The sequence below is a fragment of the Micromonospora sp. CNB394 genome, assembly GCF_000374985.1.
In the GTDB taxonomy this organism is placed as follows: domain Bacteria; phylum Actinomycetota; class Actinomycetes; order Mycobacteriales; family Micromonosporaceae; genus Micromonospora; species Micromonospora marina.
The window spans coordinates 12,473-38,152 of the sequence record NZ_KB895866.1 but is presented as its reverse complement, the minus strand read 5'-3'; the positions used below and the strand labels follow the sequence as shown (position 1 = coordinate 38,152).

The window sequence follows — 25,680 nt, the reverse complement described above, 5'->3', positions numbered from 1 at the left end:
CGCACCACCCTAACCAGCCTGGACATGCGGCCGTCGATGGGTCGGGTCGGCTCCTGCTACGACAACGCGGTCGCCGAGTCGTTCTTCGCCACCCTCAAGGCCGAGATCGGCACCCGCGTATGGGACACCCGCGAGCAGGCCCGTCGAGACGTCTTCGCCTACCTCACCTACTACAACCACAACCGTCTACACTCGACGCTGAACCACCGCACGCCCCATGAAGTGCGTGCCTGCTACCGTCAAGCCCTCGCCCTCGCGGCATGAAACCCCGGTGTCCGGTCCCAGGGTGGAACTTCAGCGTGGACGGCAAAACCTTGCGGGGCAGCGGCCCGGCCGGCAGTCAGGTGCATCTCCTGGCAGTGCTGGATCAGCACACAGGGGCGGTCCTCGGCCAAGTCGATGTGGCCGGCAAGACCAACGAGTTGACCCGCTTCCAGCCGCTGCTGACCCCGCTCGACCTGACCGCGGTGGTCGTCACCGCAGACGCTCTGCACACCCAGCGTGAGCACGCCCGCTGGCTGGTCGACGACAAGAAGGCCGGCTATCTGTTCACCGTGAAGAAGAACCAGCCGCGTCTGTACCACCAGCTCAAAACGCTGCCCTGGGCGAAAATCCCGACCCAGGACGAGACCAGCACCCGCGGGCACGGCCGCTACGACATCCGCCGCCTGCAAGCAGTCACCTGCACCCCAGCCCTCGCCCTGGATTTCCCGCACGCCGTGCAAGCGCTACGAATCCGCCGCCGACGGATGAACCTGGCCACCGGCCGCTGGTCCACCGTCACCGTCTACGCGATCACCAACCTGACCACCACCCAGGCCAGCCCCGCCGACCTCGCCGACTGGCTACGCGGACACTGGGCCATCGAAACCCTGCACCACATCAGAGACACCACCTACGCCGAGGACGCCAGCCGCATCCGCACCGGCAACGCGCCACGCGTCATGGCCACCCTGCGCAACACAGCGATCAGCCTGCTCCGACTGACCGGCACCACCACAACCATCGCCGCAGCCCTACGCCACAACAGCCGAAACCCCTACCGGCCACTCCAACTACTCGGAATAACCTGAAACGGTCAAACAACTACCTTGCCGGAGCCCTGGCTGTCACCCGGTCGCGCATTGCGAAGACAGGTAGAACCAACAAAGGTTAGGCTTACTTATTCGAATTCCTCGAAAGAGCGACCCTGTGCGCGTGGCGCCGGTTCTTTCGCCGCGTTCTTGCTATCGTCGCGTCATTGACATGTATTGCTTGCCGCCGTGAACACACGGGTCATCTCGCCCGTCCGGGCAGCAACGAAAACGACCGATCGACACGGCGGGACTGCCCGCCGCGACAGCATGGAGGCGTCATGAAGACTTTGTTGCAGTCACCGCCTGTCCGCCAGTGCGCCGCGACCGCATGCAGTTTCAACGACAACGGCTGCCACGCCCCGGCGATCACAGTCGCGGCGGCGGGCTCCGCCGCCTCCTGCGCGACCTTCGTCGAGTCGTCGGTGCAGGGCGGGATCGCCGAGGTGACCGGATCCGTGGGCGCGTGCGCGCGATCCGAGTGCGTCTACAACACCAACCTCGCCTGCACCGCCGAGTCCATCACCGTCGGCCCGAGCGCCACCGCCAGCGACTGCCTCACCTACCAGCCCGCCTGACCGGGCCGGTCGGACCGTCGGCGACTCGGCACGGACCTGGCACACCCACCTCACGACACCGACGCGTCGGCGGCGGACGGGCACGACGCCGCCGTGGTGGCACGCTCCTTCGGTCCGCCGCCACGTCGCTGCGCCTTCACAGTCGATGATGCCGTTGTCGACCTGACCGCGTCGCACGCCGTCCGCCCGAGGGTACGGTGGTTCTCGCCGTCGACGCGATGAGCAGGGCCGGGCTTACTGGTCCCCGCCGCGATCGAGCGGAAGAGGTGCAGATCGACGTCAGACACCTCGTTCCGTCGCCGCGCTTGCGAAACGGGCCAGAGTACGGATCGATCCTGGGTACGGCGCAACCGTTCGACCCGGCGAGCCTGGACCTGCGCGACGGCCGGCGATGAAGCCGCACACCTGCATCACCTCACCGGACGGCATCGTCGTCGACCGGCTCGCGATGGACCCGGCGTCGCGGGCCCAGGTCGGTGCGGTTCCACCGGTCGCCCTCGACACCGACGGCGTCCGCCTCCGCGCCGAATCCCCCCGCGTTGGCACACCGAGGTATGACTGGCGTTCCCCGCCGCGTCGCAGGGTGCCGGCCTCGTCGACGGTCTGCGCACGCTGCTGGCGGGGCGGCCCGACCCGCCCGCTCCCCCGATCGAACGTCGCGACCTGCGGCCTCCACCTGCCATTGCGACCTGCTCTCCGGGTGATCGTGTTGGTCCCCGGGTGATCGTGCGGGTGGCGCCGGCCGGGGCGCAGTCGCGGTCGACGTCCGGTCGGGCATCGGCCAGGATCCCGGCTTCGGCACCGGTCCGTCCTGCCGCGACTCCGAAAAAGCTTAGGCTACCCTTCCTTGCCGGGCCGGGTGCGTTGCCGGTCGACCTGCGTGAGGAATGGTCATGACGAACGACTCACCCGTGCGAGGGACGTCGACCGGCCGTTGGGATTGCGAGAGCTGGTAATCCTGCACCGAAGTCCGCTCACCCCGGCGATGATGCGGATCACCCTGGGCGGCCCGGCAGCTTGCCGGCTTCGAGAGTCACCTGCCCGACGAGCACGTCAAGCTGGTCTTCCCGGATCCGGACACCGGCCGGACCCGCCCGCCGGTCCTCGACGGCGGCCGGTTACGGTGGCCGCCGCCGTTTCCCTCGGGCGGGAGTACACCGTGCGCCGCTTCGACCCGCTGCGCGGGGAGTTGGACATCGACGTCGTGTTGCACGGCAGTGGCCTCGGCTCGGACTGGGCGCGGCAGGCGCCGCCGGGTAGCACGATCTGGGTGGTCGGGCCCCGTCCGGCGCGGATCATCCCGGCGGAGTTCGGCCACCACGTCCTGCTCGGCGACGAGACCGCTCTTCCCGCGATCACCCGATGGCTGGAGAACCTGCCACCGTCCGCCCGCGCCGTCGCCGCGATCGAGGTCGGCGGCCCCGACGACGAACAGGACGTGAGCGTGCCGGCCGGGTCGACGCTGACCTGGCTGCACCGGCAGGGCGCGCCCGCCGGCACCACCGGGCTGCTGGCCGGCTTCGCCGAGACCATCCCGCTTACGACCGGCACCCACACCTTCGTGTTCGCCGCCGGCGAGGCCGAGACGCTCAAGCCGGTGCGGGCCTGGGTCCGCCGTCACGGCATCGGCCCGGACCAGAGCACGATCTCCGGCTACTGGCGGCGCGGCACCGCCCGCCAGCAGTCCACCTCCCTCGCCGGCCAGGTGCTGCACCGCCTCGGCCACCTGATCGGACGGCCCCGGTGACCGACATCGACGACGCGACCCGGCCGCCGCCACCACCTACCGGCGCAAGGGCCTGCTGCGGCTGAGCTGGCTGCTGCTGCTGGTCAGCTTCCTCGCCCTGGCCACCAGCTTCGTCGACACGATCCTGCTCAGCGCCCACTCCGAACAGCTCAACGCCGCGGTCAGCATCGCCAACCAGATCCTCGGCGTCGGCTACGACCTGTCCACCCTGCTCAGCATCGGCGCGCTCGTCCTGGTCGCCCAGTACCTCGGCAAGGGCGACCTGGACAGCGCCCGGCGCAGCTCCGCCGTCGCCGTCGTCGGCGACACCGCCGTCGGCGCGCTCATCGCCCTCGTTCTGGTGATCCTCGCCCCGCTGCTGGTCGACGCGGTCAACAGCCCCGCCGAGATCCGCCGCGACACCGTGGTCTACGTCTGGACCGTCGGCGCGGCCATGATCTTCAACAGCTACCTGGTGATCTTTCCACCTACTGGGGCTCCAGGAATTCCGACAGCTTCATCCCATATTCCGGCCAGGCTTGCAGGTCCATAGCCGCACCAGACCCGGCGGAGGGTGTCACTTCGCGGGCGTGGTCTTGACGGTGGTGCGCAGCGTCTGCGCGAGGCTGGGCATCGCCTTCCACCCGTCGGCGACTCGGGTGATTCGGGCGGTGTTGGTGGTGGTGAACTTCTGCAGGTCGTCAGTGGCGGCGCTGACGATTTTATCGAGCCGTGGCTCACGGCAGGCCCAGTCGGCAGCGGCTACCTTCTTCTCGAACGCGACAGCGTCAGCCCACTCAGGGAGGGCAGTCGGGTCCGACGGACGCTCAAAAGACACGAGCGGGAACATCTGCTCGACCTTCAGGTACGCCTCGGACAGGTCACCGGCGTCTACCCCGGCCGACTTCATGCAGCTGGCGTATTGGCAAGTCAGGTCCGGTGCGACCTGCTGCTGGACGCTACCGAGCAGGTCTACCAGCTCGACTTCCAGTTCCTGCTGCCCGTCAGGAACCCTGAGCTTCTCACCCGCGGTTGCGGCGTTCTGGCAGGACTCGACAGCCGCGAACCAGCGAGCTTAGTCATCCGAGGCGGCAGGCAAGCCCGGGTTCCAGGTCTCACCTCGCTTGGCCAGCATCTCGATACGGGCGGCGACCCCGAAGTCGGCGCGCTGGGGCGCAAAGCTGAGCAGATCCCCGGGGGCAGGGTCGGTAGGCGGGCTCATCGGCTGATAGGGAGTGACGTCGTACACGACGCCCTTGGTCCGGGCGCAGGCGGCGATCGCGGACTGGCTCATGAGCCACATCCGCTCCTCCCCAGCCTGACGCTGTTGCGGCGTTCCATATACCTGGCAGATCACAGTGGACAACATGGCCGGCGCATCGACGCCGACGGGCGCGGCGGCCGGCATGCCGGGCTGGGCACACCCGGCCAGCGCGACGATCGTGACGGCGGTTGCAACGGCAACGTGCCCGCGACGGTTAACCATTGGCCGCTGGGGCTCCCTTCATACGAGATCAGGACGAGCAAGAAGTGACCGAGCCGCCTCGTCGTACAGGTACGAGCCGGCGGAGGTGAGCCACCACGAGCGAGTGCAATTGTCCCGAATACTTGCGATGACCGCAGATGGTACTGCTGATGGCAATCTCGACGGCTGTGCTCGACCTACTCGAACAGTTCGCGGATGACTCCCATTGCCCGCGGCGAAACGACCTCGTCAGGGTAGAAGTCACTGCACAGACGTAGGGCGTCATCCACTGTCGCCACCTTGGCCAGCGCTGCCAGAGTCCGAAGGTCGTCCACGTCGCGGGTCCGCGCCGCGAGGGCCTTCATCGCGAAGATGTGTTCCGGCGAGGCTGCCATCACGCGCAGGCCAGGGTGGTCGAAGACCCGCCGCCTGCCCGGGTCGTCCTTGCCGGAGACATACACACTGGCCTGCTCGTTGAGCCACCACGGCGGCAGGCCTAGTTCGTCGGCCACCGCACGCGCCTCGTCAAGGACGACTCCGTGCGGTACGAACATCGCATCGACGTCCCTGGTCACCCGTTTCGCATCGTAGGCGAGCGCCATCGCCGCACCACCCACAACGAAGATGTCGGCGACGACCCCGCGACGGACAAGCCGCTCGCCCAGGTGAGCGAACGCGCGCTCGAGTTCCGCGCGCCCCATCAGAACGCCGTCTGGCCCGCTCACGCCGCCGCCAAGTCGTGAACGGACAGGTACACGCCATGCTTTCGGAATGCAGCCGGGGCCCATGCCAGGGCGTCGGCCCGGTGGATGGCCAGCTCGGCCGGGAACCACGCCCGGCGCAGCACGCGTGTGTCGACCCATGCGGGCGGAGCAAGGTCCGCCTGAGCCAGCAGGTGCTCCGCGACTGCGGCAAGTAGCGCATCCCACCGAGAGTCCCCGGTCAGCCCAGGCTCCTCGCTTAACAGGTCGATCCTGGTTTCTGCGGGTTCCCAGCGGTACTCCTCGAGGAACTCCCATACGAGCTTCCAGCGAGTCTGGTCGGTGTCCGCGGATGCCAGATGGGTGGCCAACCTGGCCAGACTCATCGGTTCGTAGCTGGTACCCATCGGGCAAGCCTCACCTTCGAGCCGACGGCTTCATCCGTTGCAGACTATCGCGGCGCCGACCGCGAACACCGCAGAGGTGAGGTGGCGACGGGGTCCGATTTTCGTGCTGCACCCCTGCTCGGACCGCTTACTCACGCTGCGCGCGCGGGACAACCCTTGTGATCTTGGTGGACGGCGGCGCAGTCTGTGGCGTTGCCGCGAACTTACAGGGGGTGCATGCGAGTGTGACTCTCAGTCAGATTGCGATCGAGAAAACGACGAAGCTGGTCGAGTTTCTCGCGGAGGTGACGGCCGCAGTCGAGCGGCATCCAGTGTGCGACATTCGTCGATACGACCTCGCTGCGCTCGAGGAACCGGTCTGGGCCAGGCGACGATGTGCGGCCGGGCCTGGTTGGTGATGGCGGCGGTGACGGCGGACCCGTCAGCCGGCACCGCCAACCGGCGTTCGCGCCAACGTGCCGACGGTGTCTGGCATTGATGGACCGTCTGTTCCCGGCTCCTGCGGTCGACGAGCGGGTACCAGTCGTAGCGCAACTGGTCGTCAACCTGGTGCGGCAGCACGGGTACGCAGAGGTGCGACGGGTGCCCGGCGACTAACTTTCCGCACTACGCAAAGCCAGTCGCCCTCCAGATCAAGGACACGACCACGGTCTAGGTCCGTTCGTCGCCAACTCGAGGGAACGATACCTCGTCGACACCTTCCCGACGGTTATTTGACCCTTGCCACGCTGCGCCGCATGGCGCTGTGCATGAGCCGCGCCGCCTAGAGACTATCCATATCACCCGAAAGGGTGACCGACCGGCACGAGTCGCCCGAGGCCCCTTACTCTGGGTGTGGGAACCAGGACGGGGTTGACGCACCGATCGTGGGGGTCCTATGGCGACGAGGGCGACGGCAAACCCGGGACGGAGCACTCTTTCGGCCTGGGCCGCCGGGCAGCGGAAGCTACGGCCACAACGGTTCACCCCACCCGCGGACGGAATTCGGTTCGCGTTCTACGGCCGGATGTCCACCGTCGAGTTTCAGGATCGGGCGTCGTCGTGCCGGTGGCAGCGTAACTACGCCGGCGACCTGGTCGCCGGTCATGGCCGGATCGTGGTGGAGTTTTTCGACGAGGGCGTCTCCCGCCGAGTGCCCTGGCCGGACCGGCCGCAGGCGGCACGGCTGCTCGCCGCGGTGACGGACGCGGCACGCGGGTTCGACGCGATCGTCGTCGGGGAGTACGAGCGCGCCTTCCACGGCCAGCAGCTTGAACAGTTGACTCCCACCTTGCTCAGGCACGGCGTGCAGTTGTGGCTACCGGAAACCTACGGGCCGGTGGACTTCGACAACCCCGACAGTTGGCGTTGCTGGACCTACTCGGCGTGCACTCCCAGCGGGAGGTGTCCCGAGCCCGGCATCGCACCACCGCGGCCATGCGCGCTCAGGCAGAGCTGCAGGGCCGACACCTCGGCGGCCGGCCACCCTACGGCTACCGGCTCGCCGACGCCGGCCCTCATCCGAACCGCGCCCACGCCGCCTGGGGACGACGCCTGCACCGTTTGGAACCCGACCCCGCCACCGCACCCCACGTCCGGTGGATCTTCGAGCAGCGGCTCGCCGGCCGGAGCGTGGCCAATATCGCCCGCGCCCTCAACAACAACGGCGTCCCGTGCCCGTCCAGCGCCGACCCAGCGCGTAACCCCCACCGCAGCGGCCGCCAATGGATGCTCACCACTGTCGCGGCGATCCTGGCCAACCCCCGTTACACCGGGCGGCAGGTCTGGAACCGTCAACGCACCGACCGTGATGCCCTCCCTGACAAGGGAACCTTCGATCGACACCACGAGATCCAACGGTGGAGCGCCTCAACTGACTGGGTCATCTCCCGCGAGATCGCGCATACTCCGCTGGTCAGCGAAGAACGCTTCGTCGCCGTCCAGGCAATCCACACCGCGCCGACCCCAGCCGACGGCATCCCCCGCTGCTATGTGTTAGCCGGAGTGATCTGCTGCGGCGTGTGCGGCCGAATCATGGACTCCCACTGGGTCCACGACCGACCCGCCTACCGATGCCGACACGGCAACACCAGCACCCGACCCACCTCATCGAGACGACAGAAGACCTTCTACGTCCGAGAGGACCATCTCCTGGACAGGATTCGACACGACCGCGGGCTACACCGTCGCCATCCCGCACTGCGCAGCCCCGACCGGAAAAGCTGGCCGCCTACCTACGCACCAACAACATGATCATCGTGTGTGACCACCACGCGTGGACCATCGAAGCCGAGACCGCGATCTACCCGCTCACCCCGGGCGGCGAGCTTCCTCGCCACGACAGCAAAGATCCCCGCCCAACGGGACGGGGATTGCTCGGAACGCGAAGAGAAATCACGCTTCGTGGGGAAATAATGTGTCCGAGACTTGGACGTGCGCAGGTATCATACGTGAACCATTTGAGGTCCACATGCATATAGGTTACGGTACGACTGGCGTTGGTCGCAACAGGGAACAGGCCGCCGTCTGCGTAACGCTCCGTTCGGAGCGCCCAGGCGCATTGGCCTCGATGATTCGCGCTTGAGGCCGGCTTCTTCGGCCCGGCGGCACTGATCGCCGTTGATCGATGTGGATCGGTTCCGGGTATGGTGGTGGGCCGTCTGTCGCGGCGGCGGGCGTGGTCTCCTGGGTTCTCCGGTTGTTGGGACGGCGGCTGAGCTGGTCAGCCGGGGGCGGGGATGGCCGTGATCCGGGTGAACGCGGCGGTGATCTGGTCGGCCCAGGGCCAGGTGGCAGGGATGCGTAGCCAGCGGCGGCGTTGGCCGTGCACGAGGCGGGCGGCGGTGTGCAGGATCCGGTAGCGCAGCCGTTTCGGTTCAGTCTTGGCCAGGTCGCCGTCGAGGCCGATGAGCTGCAACCAGGCGATCAGGTCGACGGCGATCGCCGTGGCGGCGCACCAGGCGGCGTTGATGGCGAAGCCGCGGGAGGGTAGCCGACCCAGTCCGGTGTCCTTGGCGCAGCGGATGCGGTCCTCGACGCGGGCGTGGGCCCGGTGGCGGGCCTCCAGCCACTGCAGGGCTCCTACCTGCGTGTTGGTGACGAAGGCGGTGAAGCGCCAGCCGTCCCGATGCTCGAACAGGGTGAGTTGGGCGCCGGGGTGGGGGCGTTCCCGCCGGACGATGACCCGCATCCCGGCCGGCCAGCCTGGCAGGTTGAGCAGGCCGGTCAGTTCGGCGACGGCGGCGCCGTCGCGCACACCACCGTCGGCGTCGATCGCCGGCGACCAGGCCGAGGCGGGCAGGCCGGTGATGGCGGCGCGTTCGGCCTCGCCGATCGACCAACCGAGGGAGTATTCCACCCGCCGGCCGCGCTTGCCGTCCTGCGCGGTCAGCCAGTCGAGCACCGCGTGCGTGGATGCGGCCGAATCACCGCGGATGAGCAGGTGCCGGCGGTGTTTCGCGGGAACCTGCGCGATGGCTTGGGCGAGCACGTCGAGGTGATCGGCGGCGGTGTTCGCACCGGCATTGCCCGGCCGCAGCTTCACCGCGAGCAGCTCAGCGGTGTTGTCGCGGGTCACCAGGATCGGATGGAAGCCGTAGGTGTGCTTGTAGGTGGCCGCCGCGCCTTCCTTGTCGCTGTGCGCGATCACGATCGTGGAGTCGACGTCCAGCACGACGACCCCGGCACCGACGTCGCGACCGGCCGCCATTGCCACCGGCGGACCGCCGAACAGCTGCCACATCCGCGCCCGCACCGTCGCCCGCGCCTGGGCGATGCGCCGAAGCTGCACCGCGCCGATCTCGTCCAGGGCCCGCCACACCGTGGTGTCAGAGGCCACCGGCCCGAACAGCTCCCGCTGGTGGCGCAGCACGTCGATGTCCGCGATCGCCTCGCCGCCGTCAGCGATCATCACCGCCAGATCGACCAGGACCCGACCCCGATCATGCACCGGCCCCCGGCCCGTCCGGGCCAGCCCCGCCGACAACGCCCCAGTCAGCCCGGCCCGATCCGCCAGCAACCGCAGCAACGCCGCACCGACGTGCGACACCACACCCGACCCGCCCGCGGTGACCCGCAGATCCCTCGACCACGCCGTAAGCTGCACCTCGGAAGTGCCTCCCTCGAAGAGAAACCTGTAGATGTCGCAATCACAAGTCTCCCTTGCAGGGCAGGCACTTCCGCTCATCTACACGCCGACGAACAGCGCATCGCGACGATCACCGTGAATCACCGAGGTTGGCGAGGTCCGCCATCGAATCAGCAGCGAGCGCCGCTGCTGACAGCCGGGCAGGCCCGCCGCAGCTATACAGCGCACCCGATACCCAGGCCCGAAGTCCGTATAGGACTCGCGCAGGTACTCAAGACCAACTTCTGGAAGCGCAAGCATCATTGGCCTAGCGCTCGTCAAACCATGACGGTGCGGTGGCGGCCTCGGTGGGATCCCGTGAGGGTCTTCGCTGTCGTCCACTGGCAATCGAATCAGCAACAAGAGGATGCTCTTCACCGGAGAGTGCGCTTAGGGCTTCCGCAACCTCAAAAACGTCGGCTTTGACGTAAGTCGTTGTAGTGCCTGCAGCGGATCTGCCGTCATGTCCTGCGTAGGCGCGCGCGATGCCATAGCCGAAGTTGCGCTCCACCCACGTGAGAGTCGTATGGCGTAACCAATGCGTGCTGACCTGCTGAGTTGCAACCCAAGGCAGGACCCGGCCCAATCGTTGCCAGATGTAGTCGTAGCGCCGACGTGTGATCGGCAGGCCGTTTCGGTATCTGAGTAGCTGGCCGCCGCTTTCGCCGTTGCCACGAGCTTCGTAGTGCTGAAGCAGGGCCCGTGCCAGCGTCGGTGAGATCGGCTGCCAGCGTATTGTTTCGCCCTTTTCGTGCAGTTGAACGAGGCAGCCGTCAATGTCGAGGTCTTCTCGGCGCAGGGCGAGAGCGCCGCCGCGCCTACATGCTGTTTCCTCGTGGAGCCTGAGTAGAATTGCATCGAGTCGAGGGTCGTTTCCGGTACTTGCCGCTGCCTTGTTGATCGCCGATAGTTGGTTGTCGGAAAGAGCCCGACGGGTACTTGCTAGGCGCCGAGGTTTGGCGACACGAGCTGCAGGATTCTCCGCTGCTGCAATCAGCCCGTCGGCCACGGCGTAGGAGTACAGGCAACGCATAGCAGAAATGAAATGTTCTACGGCGGATCGCCCACCTCGGGAATTCCGCCTGATGACCACGTCCTTCTTGATGGATTCGGCAAAGTGCCTGATTTCCATGGAGCTGGGTTCATCAATACGTCGATTGCCCCAAGCGTCGCCTATTCTTCTCCAGTAGGTTTCATAAACCCGCCGAGTGCCGGCCGCGACAGCCTGAGAGACTCTTGCTATGTGCTCGTCGAACGTTGGCACTTCTCTCGAAGGCATAGCTCCCTTGAAGACCTCTTCGGGAGTCAACCCGAGGCGGTCAAGCAGCACCCGCACTGCAGCCAGCTCTGCAGCACTTCTGCGGCGTTCACCTGCAGGGTCGCTCATGATCTTCCCCCTCTCGCCCTAGTCGCGGAAGGCCGAGCGCGTTATCGAGCTTATCCATCGTGAATATGAATAGCCTCGAACCTCGCGTCTCTGCGGCCATCAGAACGCGACCTGGCGAACCGATCCCGGCGGCCAGTCGGATACTTGACGGTAGGTGCAGGTGGCCGTGGCTTGTAACCGCCCATCTTCCTGACGTCACTTTCGAAACGATGACGATTCCGGGCACTACCTCGAATTCGAGCTTTTGCAGAGCCGACCATTGCATCACGCGGAGTGCCGATCGGTCGGCCAAACGGCCGCGGTCGTTGACAGGGGTGACCGAGTAGTACATCGCCGACTGATCGACGTCGTCGAGCAGATTGGCGATTGGCAGCTGTCCTCTATCCGGCGCCCAAGCCGCGGCCATGTCCGCACCGCCACGGTATCCGTAGGGGGCGACACCATCCGAGTCGGGCCAACCAGTGCCGGATGCGCCGTCTCCCTCCAACTCTGCCCCCTCTGCTTTCGGTTAATGCTGAGCAGTCTGCGCTCCCTCTGCGAATGAAGATCAGGGAGCCTGCCCAGGGCTGTCGGAATTTGGCTGCTGACTGCGCCGGGTGCGCGGAGTTGCGTCGCAGATAGTGGGGCGTCAGGCAATCCCTAAACCATCCTAGGACAACGAGCTGTGTGCGCGGTGTTCGCGCCCAGCTCGATGTACGCTGGCCTGACCGGTCCGCCAGACAACATCGCGGCTTCAGCCGATGCCGTCATCCGTCTGGCAATCTAAAATCCACCCCGGACAGCTCAATCGACAGATCCCATAGCAGGCTTGCGGCTTGTGCGTTTCGGGAGTCTGTGCTGGACGCCTGGGGTCGTACCGGCCCTCGTGTGTGCCACCAGCGGCTTGGACCGAGGTACACCCCAGATGGGACGTCGGCGACCGACGCATGCAGCAATGATTGCGCGCCGTCTTCTGCGGGTTGCGCGATGATGGCACCGGCCGCGCGTAGTGCTGCCATGCTCGCTCGGCGTCCCAGACTTCGTGGGCTAGATGACAAGAGCTTCGTTGCTGCCCAGCCCGGTTGGCACGCAATGCTGCGCATTCCGATTCCGGCCGCTGCCATGCGGCTGTGGAGGTGGTATGCGAACAGCAGGTTGGCGAGCTTACTGGCGGCGTACGCCTGGTAGATGTCAGGGATCGTTGGGTTAGGCCAGGCCCGAGGATCTAGGCGGGCGACCCGGTGCGCGGTGCTGCTGACGGTGACGACTCGCGCCTCCGGAGCGGCGAGCAATCTGTCCAGCAGTAGGCCCGTCAAAGCGAAATGGGCCAAATGGTTGACGCCGAAGCAGGCTTCGAAATCGTCGAGGGTTCGCCATCCGGGTCCGCCGATCATTCCTGCGTTGTTGATCAGGATGTCGACGTGTGGGTGCCTGTCAGTGATGATGCTGGCTGCGGCTGTGACGGATCGGAGACTTCCGAGGTCGATGGTGACCTCGTCGATGGTGGCGCCGGCGTGCTCGGATCTGATGGCACGGGCGGCCTCTGCCATCCTGCCCGGGTGGCGGCAGGCCAGGACGACTGTGGCTCCTGTGGCGGCGAGTTGCCGAGCGGTTTGGAAGCCGATGCCGGAGTTGGCGCCAGTGATCACGGCGATCGTGCCGCGAAGGTCGATTGGTGGTCGTGGAGCGTTGCCGTTTGCCCGAAGGGCAGCGTGGGAGTCCAGTCCCGGTGCTGCCCTCCGATCACCGTCCGGCTGGATACGGTCGGTCGGCGTGGTCGATGGTTGGGTCACCATTCGCCTACTCCGCTGGCCGCTTCGTAGGTGCCGAGGTTGGTCTGCATGAACAGGTAGAACCTGGTGCCGTCCTTGACGTTGGTGGCGAGGTTGCGCCACTGCCCGGGCGGTACGTAGGTCCAGCCGTTGGCGCAGGTTGCCCGGCCGACCCACACGACGCAGGCCCAGAAGGGGCCTCCCCAGGCGCCGCCGTTGCCGGTGTTCTTGACCTGGATGTCGCGGCACTGGCTCGTGGTGCGGTAGCTACCGGAGCGCGGAAAGTAGGCGTCCTCCATGCCGTTGAACATCTGGAACGGGTCGTGCATGCCGAACTTCGCGCTGTAGGGGGCGCTGCGGCATCCGGAGGCGGCCTGCGCGGGTGCGCTTCCGACGACGGAACCCGCGATGATGAGCAGCAGCGCGGTGGCTGCGGCCAGCAGCATCCGCGGGCTCCTTGGACCGTACTGCGGCTCCGCGGGGCTGGGCAGGGTTGGGCTGTGCTGAGGCATGTGTCCTCCTGGGTGTTGCCTGGACAGGTGGCAGCGGCCGTGGAGGGGCGGTGCGCTGGTGGGCGGCGGGCAGGGGTCACCGCGTGTGGGGGCATGTGGGGCCGGTGTGACCGGCGATCCGGCGAGGCTGAGATGTGGGGCGGAGTGCCGGCCACGCCGGTGGCGAGCGCGACCTGGGATAAGGCTGCGGTTGGCGGGCTCACCGATGAGCGTGCTGCCGGGTTTGGGTCTGGCGGTGCAGCTGACGAGTCGCGGGGTGATGCGGATCGGCGGGGTCCGTCGGGCGGGGGGGCGAGGATGGTCACCACGGAGCGGACACGTCCGCCGTTCGTAGCCGGCCGCCGGTGGGTAGTGAGTTCGGCGCGTGCGGCTTCGGGGGTGGTGAGGTTGCTCCGGTCGCGGACGTGCAGGCTCGGCCAGCTCAGCTGGCCGATGCAGCGGGCGGAGTTGCGCCACGCGACCCGGGCGCCGAAGGTCAGTTCCTCGCTGGTGTGGCGCCAGGTGCCGATGACGGTGATCTCGGCGCGGACGTTGCGCCCGCGGCGGGTGAAGTGTGCTGGCCCGGTTTCCGCGTGCAGCAGGCGGAGGAGTGCGTGCGCCTGGTCGAGGATCGCGTCCTGCGTTGGCAGCGTCGATGGGTGCATGACGGCGACGGTGGTCACGCCTTACCTCCGGCGTCCGGAGGGGTCGGCCGGCAGCGGCGGAAGACCGGCTCGTGGCGGGCGTCGTTGAGGTAGGGGGTGCCTTGGGTGTAGCCGGTGCCGGTGCGGTCGGGTCCGAGGATCCGGACGGCGAGCCGGTAGTGGGTTTGGCGCCATTGGTTGATCGCGGCAGCGAACCCGCGCATCGCGGAGGCGAGGAAGGCGTCCTCGGCTGCCGGCTGCTGCGCTGCGTCGAGGGCGTCGTCGAGGCTGACCTGTCCTTCAGTGATGGCTGTGCGGACCTCGGGGACGGACAGGTACGCGGGTGAGTGAAGGCGGTTGGCGTCTGGTCTACGGCACAGCGATTCGAGAATCTTGTAGTGGCGGGATTGGATGGCGCTGGCGCCGTCGGTGTAGGGCCGGAAGGCGTGGAACGCGGCGGGCTGGATCGTGGCCAGCAGTGGCCACAGCGTCGCGCTTTCGCGCAGCAGCGACGCTGCCGCGGACAGTCGCGTCGCGGCGGCGGGTGTGTGGCCGGCCTGCACGGCGGTGATGATCTGGGTGAGGTCGGATGCCAGCAGGGCGAAGGTCGTCTCGAATGCCTGCAGGACGCGAATGAACATCCACTCGTCGTGGATGGTGTGTACCGGCAGCATGCTGACCTGTAGCGCCAGTCGGTCTTCGGGGGTGAGATCGAGGTTCACGGTGGCGATCACCCGCCTCAGAAGGTCGATCTCGGAGGTGGTCGTCGGTTCGTCGATGTAGCTGAGCCGCTGCAGGGCGGGCATCACGGCGCGTAGCGCGTGGCGTAGGCGCTTGGCGGCGACGGCCGAGGTGGGGCGCATCTGCGGCAGGGGTGTCTTGTCGTCAGTGGCGGCGCGCAGTTCGAAGGCGATCAGGTCGGTCAGGAGCTGAGCGTGGAGGCGGTCGCGGCGGGCCAGTTGACTCGCTGCCGCGCCGGGAGTCTGGTCGAGGGTGGGAATCGGCAGCAGTGTTAGGCCGAGGTAGGAGCGGTAGTCGAACCGGCCGTCGACCTTGTCGAGCGTGCCGGCGAGGAACGCCGAGAGGTGACGGTTGTCGCCATTGAGGTGCGGCACCTGGTCCCTCGCGGTGGTCAGCGCCTGCGTCCATTCCGCGGGGACGAAGTGCTTCCCGTTGTGCTGGTAGGCGATTACGACCGCGTGGTAGGGGAAACGTTCGACCGCGGGGCGGCGTTGTGCTGACCACCGGAGCACCGCGTCGGGGCCGGTCATCGTGATGCTCCGATCGGGGTTTGGGTGCGGGACTTGACCCGGTAGACGGCGAGGGCGTCGCAGAGCGCGTCGATGTCGTCGTGGTTGGTGTAGGCGTGCAGGGCGACGCGCACGACGCCGCGGCGGGCGGCCACGGCGATGCCGTGCTCTTCGAGCCATGCCGCCATCGCCCAGGCGTGCGGCTCGATCAGCGCGAGGTGCGCGCCCCGCTCGTCCGCCTTCGGGGCCAGGTCAACGATCTCGCCTTGGCCGGTGAGTCGGTGGGCGGTCGAGGCGATGAGCCGTTGGGTGTGGTCGCGGACCGCGGTGAGGTTCAGTTGTTGGATCAGGGTCAGGCCGGCGACCGCGGCGTAGGCGGCGGCGACGGCCGGCGTGCCGGTTTCGAAGCGGCGGGCGTGGGAGGGAAAGTCGAGGCGGGTGGGGTCGAGCGTGTGCGGGTCCGTGCGTCCCATCCAGCCGGTCAGTCCCGGCGCGGGCCCGTCGGGGTGGCGGGCGTAGAGGAAGGCGAGGCCCGGTAGCCCGAGTAGGTACTTCCCGGTGCCGGTGATGAGGTAATCGCAGCGCAGCGCGTCGACGTGCAGCGGCATGACGCCGGCGGCCTGGTAGGCGTCGACGATGACGGCAGCGCCGGCGGCGTGGGCGGCATCGGCGATGCGCCGGATGTTCAGCCGGGTCGCGTCGCGGTGTGTGACGGCGGGTACGGACACCAGGGCGGTATCGGTGGTGATGGCGCGCAGGTAGTCCTCGGCGGTGACCCGGCCGCCCTGGGGGCCGCACCATCGCACGCGGGCGCCGCGTTTCTCCTGCGCCAGCCACACGTGGGCGACGCCGGGGAATTCGGCGGTGGTGCTGAGCAGGTCGCGGCGGCGGCGCCATCGCAGGCCGGACACCGCTTGGTGGGCGGCGATGCTCACGTTGGGCAGGACCGCGACCTGGTCGGTGTCGGCGCCGATGAGGTGCGCGAATCGTCGTCGTGCCTCGGTGACCTGGTTCTCGGCGGCGCTCCAGACGCCGGGGCGGGCGAGGTCGTCCAGCATGGCGGCGAGCGCCTGGTCCATGCCGGTGCTGCGTGGGGCGATGCTGCACGCGGCTAGGTGCACTGTCTGCGCGAGGCTCGGGATCCGGCTGCGGATCGCTGACGGCAGTCGCAGGGGCGCGGTGGTCATCGCTGGGCCTGCCGGCTCTGACGGCCGCGAGGGCTGGCCTCGGTCAGCTCGGTGCGCGCCTCCCACAGGGTGGGGAACCGGCGGTGGGTGATGAGCCGGGTGAGGCTGTCGACCGGGGTGTTGCGGGTGCCGAGCACGCCGTGGCCGATGATGCGGGTGGCGACGGTGTAGTGCTCGGTGCGCCACAGCGCGATGTGCTCGTCGAGGGACACCAGCGTCTCGGCGAGCCGGTACAGCGGGTCGGATGGTGCGCCGCGGTAGAGGTCGACCGGGGTGAGGTCGAGTGAGGCGAGCAGTCGGCTGAAGGCGATGTCGAGTTCGGAGGTGGCGTCGCGCAGGTTCTTCCAGCCGGGCGACTCGCAGCCCGAGCCGTTGCCCAGCGACGTGCGGATCAGGGCGAACTGGGCCGGGTGCAGGTGCCGCAGGATGTGCAGCTGGTCGGTGGCCAGGCGCAGGCTCAGTCCCGCCCGCTGGATGAGCAGGTCGGCGGCGCCGGGTTGGTCAACGGCGATGTGGTCGAGCGCGCGTGCCAGCTCGTTGTGGATCAGCTTGAACCACAGTTCGGAGGACTGGTGGACGACCTGGAACAGCAGTTCGTCGGGGTGGGCGCGCTCGTTCGGGCTGCGTTGCAGGGACAGCAGGACGTCGGTGCGCATGTAGCGGGCGTAGTCGGTGCTGCCCGGACCAGGCAGCACAGCGGCAAGGGGTGTCGTGGACACGATGAGGTCCTCCGCAGTGGTCGATTCGGTGCTGTCGCGGCTCGCCGGCGTGTGGGGAGGCGCGACGTGGCGCAGGGGGTCAGGCGCGCAGTGCGGTCAGGGCGGCGGCTGCCACGGCGGCCATCGGTGCCGCTGCAACGGCGGGTGCAGCTGCGGTGAGGCGTAGCGGCGCGACCGTCAGGACCAGGTAGAGGTTGGCGTCGGCGACGACGACGTGGCGTCCGCCTGCGTCGGCGTACTGGTAGGCGCCCGCGCCGAGATCCGCCATGTCCGTGAGTTGTTCGGTGTCGTCGTGGACGCGGCGCAGGCCCTCGTACATGACTCGTCCCGACTCCGGCGGTCCTACGGTGGCCTGCACGGTCACGACGACGCCGTGCGGCAGCTGTCCGAGCGTTGCGGCGCAGGTCAGGTTGGTGGTGGTGCCTACCGCACGGGTCTGGTGCTGTTGCTGTCCTACCGGGCTGAACACCTCGCTGAGCGGCCGGAGGTCCAGCACCGCGCACAGGTCGTTGACGGTTCGGTAGGCAGCGGGTGAGCTGGTTGCCGTCGCGGCGGTCCTCGCGGCGGAGATCGTGGGTGTCGGTGTGGGGGCGGGGTCTTCGGCCTGGCCGCAGCCGGCCAGGGCCGCCACCGCGGCGGCCAGGAGAGCGAGCAGCGTCTTCACGGCTCGGTGAGTGGGCGGGCCGGCGCGGTGGCACCGGGAACGGCGGCCGACCATCGGCACCGCCGATTTGCGATCACGATGGTGGCATCTGATGCTCGGAGCGGATTGTCTTACCCGACTGCTCATGGTGCGGCGCACCTATCTGGGGGCACAGCGCAGCAACCCGACGCATTATGCGGCGGGCCACGGACCCACGCCTGTCCCCCGTTGTCGACGGCTGGGTCCAACCGGCATCGAATTCACCACAACACCGCCGCCGGTGTCTATCAATGCGACCACATCTAGCCGAATTCCAGGCAATGCCAACAACACGCTGCTACCGCGCTGAACTGGCATAACAACAGCGGCTACGGCAGTCAACGGTGAATGCAGAACTAGTGAACGAGCGGCGTAGGCGCTAGCGTCCAACCGCATTGGATGCGGCAGCAGCATCAGAGCGCGCGCCGCCGCAGGAGCTTTTTTCAGACGGGGAGGTAACAGTTCGTGAGACGATCTCTGCCGCACATGCGGCGATACCTGGCGGCGCCAGCGGCCACCGTGATCGCCGCTATTGCCGCCGTGGCGCTGTTCGCGTCACCGGCCTCAGCGCAGGCGACACCATCGGCGCCCGCGACCGCCACGGTCGGCACCGAGGCACCGAGACCGCAGCGGTCCCCGGCCGGCACAAAGCTTTCGGCCGCGCCGGAGCCGGCCGACACCGGGGCTCCCGACCCGACCGATCCACCGCCGGGGCCGGACCCCACTACTCCCCCGCCCGATCCCACCACCCCGCCGCCGGGGCCCGCCCCGAGCACCCCGCCGCCCGACTCCCCTCCCACCGCGAAGCCGACCCCGGCACGTCCTCGACCGTCGAGCAGTCCGTCCAGAAGCGGGGACACGCAGCCTCAGCCCGGTGCCGGCACTGCGCATCGCAGCGGCAGCCCAGACACAGCCAGCGCACACGCCGATCCGTCCGGACCGTCGCTGCCGGTCACGGGCGGCCGGCTCGTACCAATCGTCGGCACCGGAGCCGCGGCCCTGATCGGCGGCGTTGGCCTGCTGCTGGCAGGTCGTCGCAGAACGCGATGAACCGAGGCCGAAGCAGCTACGGCAACGGCAAGGAGTAGGCAGTGACGACGCAGCACCCGGACCGGGCGGTCTGGCCATCCTCAACCGGAGACGTCCCCGCCACCGCGCCCGGCCGGGCGCCTGCGCTGCCACCGGTACCCCGCACATCGACCCAGACTATCGGCGCCCGAGCCGACCGGCCGAGCCCTCAGCGTCAGCGCTCGTCGACGTCTGCTCCGGGCAAGGGCCCGCGGTGGGCGAAACCCATAGCGCTCGCTCTGACGGCCCTGCTCGCCGGCGCGGCCCTCGGCTTCGGGCTCCACCCGTACGTGATGGCACCGCCGCGCCGCACACCGGCAGCCACGGCGCCCAGCCCACCACCCGGCGCGCTGTTCGCACAGCGCCAGGCGACCGTCAACCGGGCCCGCCTACCGACGGCTGACCTCGCCGACTTCGCCAGGCCGTGGCTCGGCGCCGTCGCCGGCTGCTCGTCCGAGGCCATCAGCGCAGCCCAGCGCGGCAACGGCGAGACGAGCCGCACCCGCTGCACGGCCGGCATCGTCACCAGCTACTGGATCACCTACCGCACCCGGGCCGACCGCGACGCCGTGCAGGCCCGCTACCGCATCCAAGCGAGCACCACGCCGAACCTCGCGGCAGGCGCGGACGGCCCGACGCAGCAGCGCACCGTTGCCGGCCGGACCGTCCAGTACATCGAGTACGCCTACCGGATCCCGTCCGGTGACCGAGCGGGACAGATCGTGGCCGCGATCTGGTGGAGCGACCCCACCACACCGATGGCCGGAGTCTTCACCGGCTACTGGCAGGATCTGGGCTCTACGTGGATGCCGCTGCGCGACCTGTGGACCACGACCGCCGCGACGCCCGGTCAGCGATAACCAGCCGGCGCCGGCAACCGTCCAGACGCGATCTCGCCTACCGCGGAGTGCACCGCCGCTGCCGGCACGACGATCTCCCGGCCCGCCCACGGCACGGGCAGAATCGCCTGCCCACAGCGGGCGCACCACGACCCCGCCTGCCACACCTGCCACGCCCGACCGGCCAGCGTCGTGCCACGGCGGGACCAGTGCACGCGAAGCAGCGCGAGGGCTGCCGCCGGCGCACCCGCCAAGCCTGCGAAACCCATCATCAGCGCGCACGCGGCGCGATCCTCCGGCGACCCGGCCACCAGCCCGTACGCGAGGAGACAGAACACCCCGGCGCAGATGAGCGCGACGACGGCCGGCCGGCGAGGTGACCGCGGCTGAGCAGGCGGTCGCAGGAGATGCGCCAGCCCGGTCGTGGACACCGTCACGCTGCGGCTGCGTGCCGCCAGGACGTGCGGCGCCACCCACGTGGTGCTGGTGCGGGAACGACGGACTCCTCCGGCGTAGACGGATGCCAGATGGCGTCGGCCGTCGGTCGTACCGCAGCAGGGGCTCGCGACAGGGAACGGCATATCGTGAGTATGACCGCCGGCACCGACAGAACCGATCCGTCGTACTCCGCCTTCGCCGCCGCGGTGCTCGGCCAGTCGCCGCACTGGCAAGCAGGCTCGAATCCCTACGCTCCAAGCGTCGGTCACCTGTCGGGCGTGTCTGCACACGGAATCGAAGGCCAGAGCGAAGCCGTTCCTGTCGGTATCCACCCGTGCACGCGATGTCAGGGTCACCTGTGAGGACGGACGTCAGTTAGGCTGCCCGTCCACGAACGGTCCTCAGCAGCTGACGGGAGCAACGGTGACCAACCAGCAGGAAGACGCGTCCACAACGCTTCGCCCCCGGGCCACTGTCGCGCGGATCTACGACTACCTCCTCGGCGGCAAGCAGAACTTCGAAGCCGACCGACGCGCAGCCCAGGACATCCTGAGCAAGGTGCCCGAGTCGGCCAACCTCGCCCTGTCCAACCGGCTGTTCCTGCGCCGCGCCGTCCAGACCCTGGCCGAAGCCGGCATGCGGCAGTTCCTCGACCTCGGCTCCGGAATCCCCACCCAGGGCAACGTCCACGAGATCGCCCAAGCCATCGACCCTGAGATCCGCGTGCTCTACGTCGACATCGACCCCGTCGCGGTCATGGCGTCGAACCAGATCCTTCACGGCAACCTGGCCTGCCGGGCGATCGAGGCCGACTTCACCCAACCCGACCGCATCCTCGACGCTCTCGCCGACAGCGATGCCGTCTCGATCATCAATCTCGATGAGCCGCTCGTGGTGCTGTACTGCTCCGTGCTGCAACTGATCCCCGACGACCAGATCGACGGAATCATCGCGCCCGTCCGAGACCTGCTCGTACCGGGCAGCGCTATGGTCATCAGCCACGTGGGCGTCGACGTACCCGACCGCTGGGGCGAGTCGACCGTGCACGAGGCAACCGACGTCTACCGCACACAGGCGGCAACCGACATCCACTTCCGCACCGACGAGCAGCTCACGGCGCTGTTCGGGGACTTCGAGATGATCGAACCCGGCCTTGTGCCCCTGGACCGTTGGCGGCCCGAACTCAGCGAACCCGATCCCTTCGTCGCCGCGTCGATGCGCTCGCCCATGCGCGGTGCGGTCGCGTTCCGCCGCTGACCACCACCTTCACCCGAGAAGAACAGCCGGGCCGTGAAAGATGGTCGCAGATCCGGGCGAGGGTTGTCCGTCCTCCGTTCGGCGTCGGGGCCCCGTTGGTGGCCTCGTGAGTCGTTGTGCCATCGCCTCTTACCTCAGCCCCGGACGATCGTACTGTCCTGTGAGTCCTGTCTCGTGCGGACGGGCGCCTAGCGGACCGGGCATTGCGTAGGACTGGCTGAATCCTGTGAGTCGCCGCACCGGTGCCCAACGAGTGCCAAGTGCCGCTACACTACGATCTTGAGAGAGATACTGGCGGTGACATCGGGAGGTCCACGGTGTGGTGGAGACACGCCCGGATCGCGAGACGCCTGCGACGGGCCGGTGTACCCGAACCATCGGAGCCTTTCACCGTCGAGGCATGGTGTGAGGCGATAGCTGCCGCACGGGGACGCCCCATCCGCATCCGCGAGGCATCGATGCACGCGACGTGGCCCCCGGGGTTCTTCTTCACCGACGAGGGCGTGGACTACCTCATCGTCGATGCCTGCCTGCCGACGCTCGCCCGGACACAGACCCTGCTCCACGAGCTAGCGCACCTGCTCCTCGGCCACCGCGGCAACGCCCTGCACGGAGACGTCAATCCGGCGGTGGAGGCGGAGGCCGAGATCGCCGCGGACCTCCTGTCACGCCAGCTGGCCCGGGCGTCCCGCACAGCTCGTCGTGAGGTCGCGCCGCAGCAGGATCGGAATCTCGCGGACTTTCATGTGCGCACGCGGGGTTGGATGAGCGACCGGCGAGCTGACTGGTATCTGGATCTGCTCTGGGTGACGCTCCGGACGGAGATTCCGGACCTCTCGCTGATCCTGGTGGCACACGATGACGAGCCGGCCCCAGCGTTGGGCGGCAGCCGTCGTACCTATCGGCGGGTTGTCGAGGTGCACGATCAGCTCCGACGGCTACGCCCGTGGATCTCCCCAGAGGTCCGTGACAGCGCCCTGCGACGGGCCAAGCGGCGCCGACTGAGCCCGGGCAGGGCGGAGGCGGTAGCAGAGGCCGCAGTCATCGCGGTCGCCTTGCGACGCCGTAAGGCGGGGGCTGCGCCTGCCGACGAGGACCTTCTTGTCGACCTGCCCAACGCCGGTCATCTCGACATCCGCGCGGAGACGACGCGGCTCGCCCGCATCTCCCACGCGCTTCATCAGTCGCCCGTGGTGCGCGCCGAGCTGGCCCGGTGGGGCACCGCGGCCAGGGCGGGCAAGACGTCCAGACCGGCCACGGCGCCAGCGGACCGCCAACGCTGGTGGATTGCGGCATAGCCGTCGCCTGCCGTCAAGGGCTTTCGATCGGTCGCCCGCTTCCCTTGCGGACATGCCCTCCGGCACGGTATGGCCGCCGCCGAGGCGTCTTCACGCCCGTGGCGGACTGATCGAAACGGAGCCGTCTTGCCACCTGGTCCCGGAACTCGCTGGGGAAGGTCTCGTCACCGAACAACGGTCCCGATCCCAATGAGCATCCGAGCCGCAGCAGTTCCCGGCGATGCTCGTCGTCGACCACGCCCGGCACGACCACGCTCATATCGAGGTCCAGGCTGAGGTCTACTGCTGCGCGGATGACGGACCGGGCGGTGCTCCATCCGCCGTCCAGAGCGTAGGTGGGATGCAGAGAGACAAAGTCGAACTTCGCGGCGCTCAGGAACTCCAGATCTCGGTCGCCGCTGCCGAAGTCGTGCAGCATGAACCGCACGCCGCTACGCCTCAGCTCCTGCATCGCCTCCAGGTCGTGAATGCCTTCTAATGGCGTGATCGCGAGCACCAGCGTCGTCGCCGGCGCGTGGGACGCCTGCAGCAGTTCCTGGACAGCCTGTCCGAGACGCGCGTTGACCGACCGTGCCGGCACCGGCACGACCAGCCCCGCCTGTGACAGGCCACGACGCCAGGTTCGCGCGGCAGCCAGTGAGCGCGAAAGCGCCGTGTGAGTCAGGGTGTCCAGCGTGGCCTGGTCGTCGATCAGTTGATGAACGTGCACGTCGGCGGCAAGCAACTCGTATGGGGAGTACAGCCATTGAGGAAGGGCCTGCACGAGGACGATCCCGCCCGAGGCCAGATCAGCGATCGGCCGGAACGAGATCGACATCCGTGAACCGAGGAGCTTGTCACCGAGCGTCTCTGGGCCAGGGCGGTCATCGGCGGCCACAAGAACATCGCGCCCTTGTTGCACCGTCTCCCACATGCGCTGCTCGGCGAGTTTCAGCAGTTCCGCGGTGTCGGTCCGGGAACCGGTCACCATCCCCGCGCTGACCCGTACCGACACACATCGTCCACCGTCCTGCACATCTTGACGCAGGTTCGACACCGCCAAGCAGGCCCGCTGATAGGCCATCGCGGGGGAGGACGACCACAAGGCCACACCGAACTCGTGCTCTCCGATCCGTCCCACCGCTGACTGGTGCTCCCGGAACGAAGCTTCAAGCCGCTGCGCCAGTATCGCCAGGATCCTCTCGCCTCGGTCGCGACCGAGAGCGTCGTTGATGAATGTGAAGTTCTGGAGACCGACCGCGATGAGATGGCAGAAGTCATGACCGTCGGCTCCCACGGTCTGGCGAATGAAGGCGGACCTGTTCCGCAAGCCGGTGACCGCGTCGTGCGTTGCGGCCAATTCGTGGCCGGCGGACTCTTCACTCAGACGCTGATACGCGGACGCAATGTCGATGCTCGTGGAAATAGCTGAGACCAACGCCCGCATGGCCGAGCGCTCCCGAGGTGTCAACGTGTCGCGCGGCCCCTGCAGGAAGAGCCGCAGGACGCCGTGAAAACCGTGCGTCTCTGCACCGATCTCCTCAACGATCGACGGCGGACCCATCACTTCGCGCCTGGGCGCGCTGCGAGCCGGGCCGTCGTAGACGACCACCGCATCGCCGTCGGCCCGAATCAGTCGGCGAGCTTCGCCGACTTCCACTTCCGCCACACGTGCGCCGAACAGGTCAGCGGCGCCTCGCGCTGTAGTCCGCAACGCTTCGTCGAGATCACGGTTCGTCAGGGCATCGATCAGGGCGGACAGCTTCTCCCAGAATCGCCGTTCTTCGCGCAGCCTTAGCCGTAGCGACATGGCACCGTGCAATATGAGCATCGCGAAGGGGAGACCGATGAGCGCCCGCTTGTCGAGCCCGGCCAGCATCGCGATGATGCCAGATATCGTCGCCTCTGCGACTCCGACGACGATCCGCATCTGCCACATGTAGCGCAGCATGGCCCTGAACTTGCGGCCCGTCGCCAACCACACCGCCGTCGTGGTGACCAATTCGTCCAAGAGCCACACAACGAGCGCTGCGCTACCGATCGCGAGTAGGCATCGCCATGTCGAGGCATCCGAAAAGATGGTTTGATCGAATGTGGGACGCAGGCCGTAACTCGATATGACGGCAGTGGCAAGTACAGCGGACACGACGTCTTTGCTGACGTTGTGCACGGCCTTATGTATGCTCGCGGCGCGCGGGTACCTCGTCAACAGCTTCGCCACAGCGGCGCCGCCTGCCATACACACGATCACCCATTGCGCAGGAAGAGTCGATGCACAGACAAGACATGCGGCAGGAGTCAGCGTAATACGCATGGGGATCCGCGCCGGAAGCGGCGCGGAAAAAATCGATCCGACAGCGATCAGCGAGGCGGACGCCAAGATGTAGATCAGATGGTGCGGCGCCGGCTCGCGCAGATCGACCGACGCCCACCCCAGGCCGGCCAGCGCAACCACGACCAACATCGCTGTAAATGAGGCCAGCGCGGCCTTGTCCCTGCGGAGTGTATCCACCTAGCCCCCTGCGGCTATTCGGTTACCCCCAGCTTTCAAGCCGCCCACGATAGCAGGCTGATGACGTCAGCTCCACTCAAGACCCTTGCGCATGACGGCCCCTCCCTCCATCGACGTTCACCG

23 protein-coding genes and 1 pseudogene are annotated in these 25,680 nt (G+C 67.9%); 9 read left to right on the top strand and 15 right to left on the bottom strand.

The features are described from left to right. From C569_RS34805 to C569_RS32760, 5 genes are all read left to right on the top strand, one after another. On the top strand, positions 1-264 hold a 264-nt coding region (locus tag C569_RS34805), incomplete at its 5' end, for an integrase core domain-containing protein (protein ID WP_026268710.1). A gap of 35 nt (positions 265-299) precedes the next feature. Then, positions 300-1,073, top strand: coding sequence for an ISAs1 family transposase (locus C569_RS0127290; protein ID WP_231394912.1), 774 nt, complete (start codon positions 300-302; stop codon positions 1,071-1,073). A 281-nt stretch (positions 1,074-1,354) separates the two neighbouring features. Beyond that, entirely contained in the window at positions 1,355-1,651 is a 297-nt protein-coding gene (locus C569_RS0127285; RefSeq protein WP_026268709.1) for a DUF1540 domain-containing protein, read from the top strand. An 859-nt stretch (positions 1,652-2,510) separates the two neighbouring features. Then, complete coding sequence (locus C569_RS31245) at positions 2,511-3,398, top strand: siderophore-interacting protein (protein ID WP_369754126.1); 888 nt, start codon at positions 2,511-2,513, stop codon at positions 3,396-3,398. A 52-nt stretch (positions 3,399-3,450) separates the two neighbouring features. After that, the gene (locus C569_RS32760; protein WP_081636057.1) at positions 3,451-3,930 is read left to right on the top strand and encodes an MATE family efflux transporter; all 480 of its coding nucleotides are present in this window, start codon (positions 3,451-3,453) and stop codon (positions 3,928-3,930) included. A gap of 24 nt (positions 3,931-3,954) precedes the next feature. Here C569_RS32760 and C569_RS0127265 read toward each other — a convergent pair whose 3' ends face one another. The 4 genes from C569_RS0127265 to C569_RS31845 form a co-directional block, all read right to left on the bottom strand. Beyond that, positions 3,955-4,287, bottom strand: coding sequence for a hypothetical protein (locus C569_RS0127265; protein ID WP_018788896.1), 333 nt, complete (start codon positions 4,285-4,287; stop codon positions 3,955-3,957). A gap of 165 nt (positions 4,288-4,452) precedes the next feature. Further along, a complete protein-coding gene (locus C569_RS0127260; RefSeq protein WP_018788895.1) occupies positions 4,453-4,863 on the bottom strand; it encodes a hypothetical protein in 411 nt (136 codons plus the stop codon). A 176-nt stretch (positions 4,864-5,039) separates the two neighbouring features. Continuing rightward, positions 5,040-5,567 carry a DUF6036 family nucleotidyltransferase gene (locus C569_RS31850; RefSeq protein ID WP_051090549.1) on the bottom strand — a complete coding sequence of 176 codons (528 nt, stop codon included), beginning with the start codon at positions 5,565-5,567 and terminating at the stop codon, positions 5,040-5,042. After that, complete coding sequence (locus tag C569_RS31845; RefSeq protein ID WP_051090548.1) at positions 5,564-5,950, bottom strand: hypothetical protein; 387 nt, start codon at positions 5,948-5,950, stop codon at positions 5,564-5,566. Before C569_RS31845 ends, C569_RS31850 begins: the two co-directional genes overlap by 4 nt. Before the next feature lie 1,341 nt (positions 5,951-7,291). Between C569_RS31845 and C569_RS32755 the strand changes: the two genes are divergently transcribed. Then, entirely contained in the window at positions 7,292-8,182 is an 891-nt protein-coding gene (locus C569_RS32755; RefSeq protein ID WP_231394911.1) for a recombinase family protein, read from the top strand. 469 nt (positions 8,183-8,651) lie between these two features. Here C569_RS32755 and C569_RS0127235 read toward each other — a convergent pair whose 3' ends face one another. The 9 genes and pseudogenes from C569_RS0127235 to C569_RS31840 all read right to left on the bottom strand — a co-directional run bounded on the left by C569_RS0127235 (position 8,652) and on the right by C569_RS31840 (position 18,115). Next, a complete protein-coding gene (locus tag C569_RS0127235; protein WP_026268708.1) occupies positions 8,652-10,034 on the bottom strand; it encodes an IS1380 family transposase in 1,383 nt (460 codons plus the stop codon). Positions 10,035-10,323: 289 nt separating this feature from the next. Further along, positions 10,324-11,442, bottom strand: a complete 1,119-nt coding sequence (locus tag C569_RS32750) for a site-specific integrase (RefSeq protein ID WP_081636056.1) — start codon at positions 11,440-11,442, stop codon at positions 10,324-10,326. A 746-nt stretch (positions 11,443-12,188) separates the two neighbouring features. Beyond that, positions 12,189-13,217 (bottom strand): SDR family NAD(P)-dependent oxidoreductase, encoded by a 1,029-nt coding sequence (locus C569_RS32745; RefSeq protein WP_081636055.1) that lies wholly within the window; start codon positions 13,215-13,217, stop codon positions 12,189-12,191. Further along, on the bottom strand, positions 13,211-13,639 hold the full coding sequence (locus tag C569_RS34920; protein ID WP_018788890.1) for a hypothetical protein: 429 nt from the start codon (positions 13,637-13,639) through the stop codon (positions 13,211-13,213). The genes C569_RS32745 and C569_RS34920 overlap by 7 nt, the downstream gene beginning before the upstream one ends. 356 nt (positions 13,640-13,995) lie before the next feature. Further along, positions 13,996-14,349, bottom strand: a pseudogene (locus C569_RS34915) (nitric oxide synthase oxygenase); the annotation flags it as partial. 14 nt (positions 14,350-14,363) lie between these two features. Continuing rightward, on the bottom strand, positions 14,364-15,599 hold the full coding sequence (locus C569_RS0127225; protein WP_018788889.1) for a tryptophan 2,3-dioxygenase family protein: 1,236 nt from the start codon (positions 15,597-15,599) through the stop codon (positions 14,364-14,366). Continuing rightward, positions 15,596-16,765, bottom strand: a complete 1,170-nt coding sequence (locus C569_RS0127220; RefSeq protein WP_026268707.1) for an aminotransferase class V-fold PLP-dependent enzyme — start codon at positions 16,763-16,765, stop codon at positions 15,596-15,598. The genes C569_RS0127225 and C569_RS0127220 overlap by 4 nt, the downstream gene beginning before the upstream one ends. Beyond that, positions 16,762-17,484, bottom strand: coding sequence for a tryptophan 2,3-dioxygenase family protein (locus tag C569_RS0127215; protein WP_026268706.1), 723 nt, complete (start codon positions 17,482-17,484; stop codon positions 16,762-16,764). Before C569_RS0127215 ends, C569_RS0127220 begins: the two co-directional genes overlap by 4 nt. A 79-nt stretch (positions 17,485-17,563) precedes the next feature. Continuing rightward, the gene (locus C569_RS31840; RefSeq protein WP_196806802.1) at positions 17,564-18,115 is read right to left on the bottom strand and encodes a hypothetical protein; all 552 of its coding nucleotides are present in this window, start codon (positions 18,113-18,115) and stop codon (positions 17,564-17,566) included. A 1,412-nt stretch (positions 18,116-19,527) separates the two neighbouring features. Between C569_RS31840 and C569_RS0127205 the strand changes: the two genes are divergently transcribed. Further along, the gene (locus C569_RS0127205) at positions 19,528-20,094 is read left to right on the top strand and encodes a hypothetical protein (RefSeq protein ID WP_018788885.1); all 567 of its coding nucleotides are present in this window, start codon (positions 19,528-19,530) and stop codon (positions 20,092-20,094) included. Here C569_RS0127205 and C569_RS0127200 read toward each other — a convergent pair. Next, positions 20,085-20,546 (bottom strand): hypothetical protein, encoded by a 462-nt coding sequence (locus C569_RS0127200; protein WP_018788884.1) that lies wholly within the window; start codon positions 20,544-20,546, stop codon positions 20,085-20,087. The two genes, C569_RS0127205 and C569_RS0127200, sit on opposite strands and share 10 nt — an antisense overlap. Positions 20,547-20,934: 388 nt before the next feature. Between C569_RS0127200 and C569_RS0127195 the strand changes: the two genes are divergently transcribed. Both C569_RS0127195 and C569_RS31225 read left to right on the top strand, forming a co-directional pair. Continuing rightward, positions 20,935-21,768, top strand: coding sequence for an SAM-dependent methyltransferase (locus C569_RS0127195; RefSeq protein ID WP_018788883.1), 834 nt, complete (start codon positions 20,935-20,937; stop codon positions 21,766-21,768). A 242-nt stretch (positions 21,769-22,010) separates the two neighbouring features. Continuing rightward, positions 22,011-23,066 (top strand): DUF6545 domain-containing protein, encoded by a 1,056-nt coding sequence (locus C569_RS31225; RefSeq protein WP_369754125.1) that lies wholly within the window; start codon positions 22,011-22,013, stop codon positions 23,064-23,066. A 13-nt stretch (positions 23,067-23,079) separates the two neighbouring features. Here the strand turns inward: C569_RS31225 and C569_RS31220 are convergent, their stop codons facing one another. After that, positions 23,080-25,557, bottom strand: a complete 2,478-nt coding sequence (locus tag C569_RS31220) for an EAL domain-containing protein (protein WP_155945632.1) — start codon at positions 25,555-25,557, stop codon at positions 23,080-23,082. Positions 25,558-25,680: the final 123 nt, after the last annotated feature.

Excerpts from the sequence above, each read along its gene's own strand:
- C569_RS0127225 (WP_018788889.1), bottom strand. The coding sequence starts at position 15,599 with ATGACCGGCCCCGACGCGGTGCTCCGGTGGTCAGCACAACGCCGCCCC.
- C569_RS34920 (WP_018788890.1), bottom strand. The coding sequence starts at position 13,639 with ATGCTGCTGGCCGCAGCCACCGCGCTGCTGCTCATCATCGCGGGTTCC.
- C569_RS32745 (WP_081636055.1), bottom strand. The coding sequence starts at position 13,217 with ATGGTGACCCAACCATCGACCACGCCGACCGACCGTATCCAGCCGGAC.
- C569_RS31845 (WP_051090548.1), bottom strand. The coding sequence starts at position 5,950 with ATGGGTACCAGCTACGAACCGATGAGTCTGGCCAGGTTGGCCACCCAT.
- C569_RS0127260 (WP_018788895.1), bottom strand. The coding sequence starts at position 4,863 with ATGGTTAACCGTCGCGGGCACGTTGCCGTTGCAACCGCCGTCACGATC.
- C569_RS0127205 (WP_018788885.1), top strand. The coding sequence starts at position 19,528 with ATGGCACCGCCGCGCCGCACACCGGCAGCCACGGCGCCCAGCCCACCA.
- C569_RS0127265 (WP_018788896.1), bottom strand. The coding sequence starts at position 4,287 with ATGAAGTCGGCCGGGGTAGACGCCGGTGACCTGTCCGAGGCGTACCTG.
- C569_RS0127285 (WP_026268709.1), top strand. The coding sequence starts at position 1,355 with ATGAAGACTTTGTTGCAGTCACCGCCTGTCCGCCAGTGCGCCGCGACC.
- C569_RS32750 (WP_081636056.1), bottom strand. The coding sequence starts at position 11,442 with ATGAGCGACCCTGCAGGTGAACGCCGCAGAAGTGCTGCAGAGCTGGCT.
- C569_RS0127220 (WP_026268707.1), bottom strand. The coding sequence starts at position 16,765 with ATGACCACCGCGCCCCTGCGACTGCCGTCAGCGATCCGCAGCCGGATC.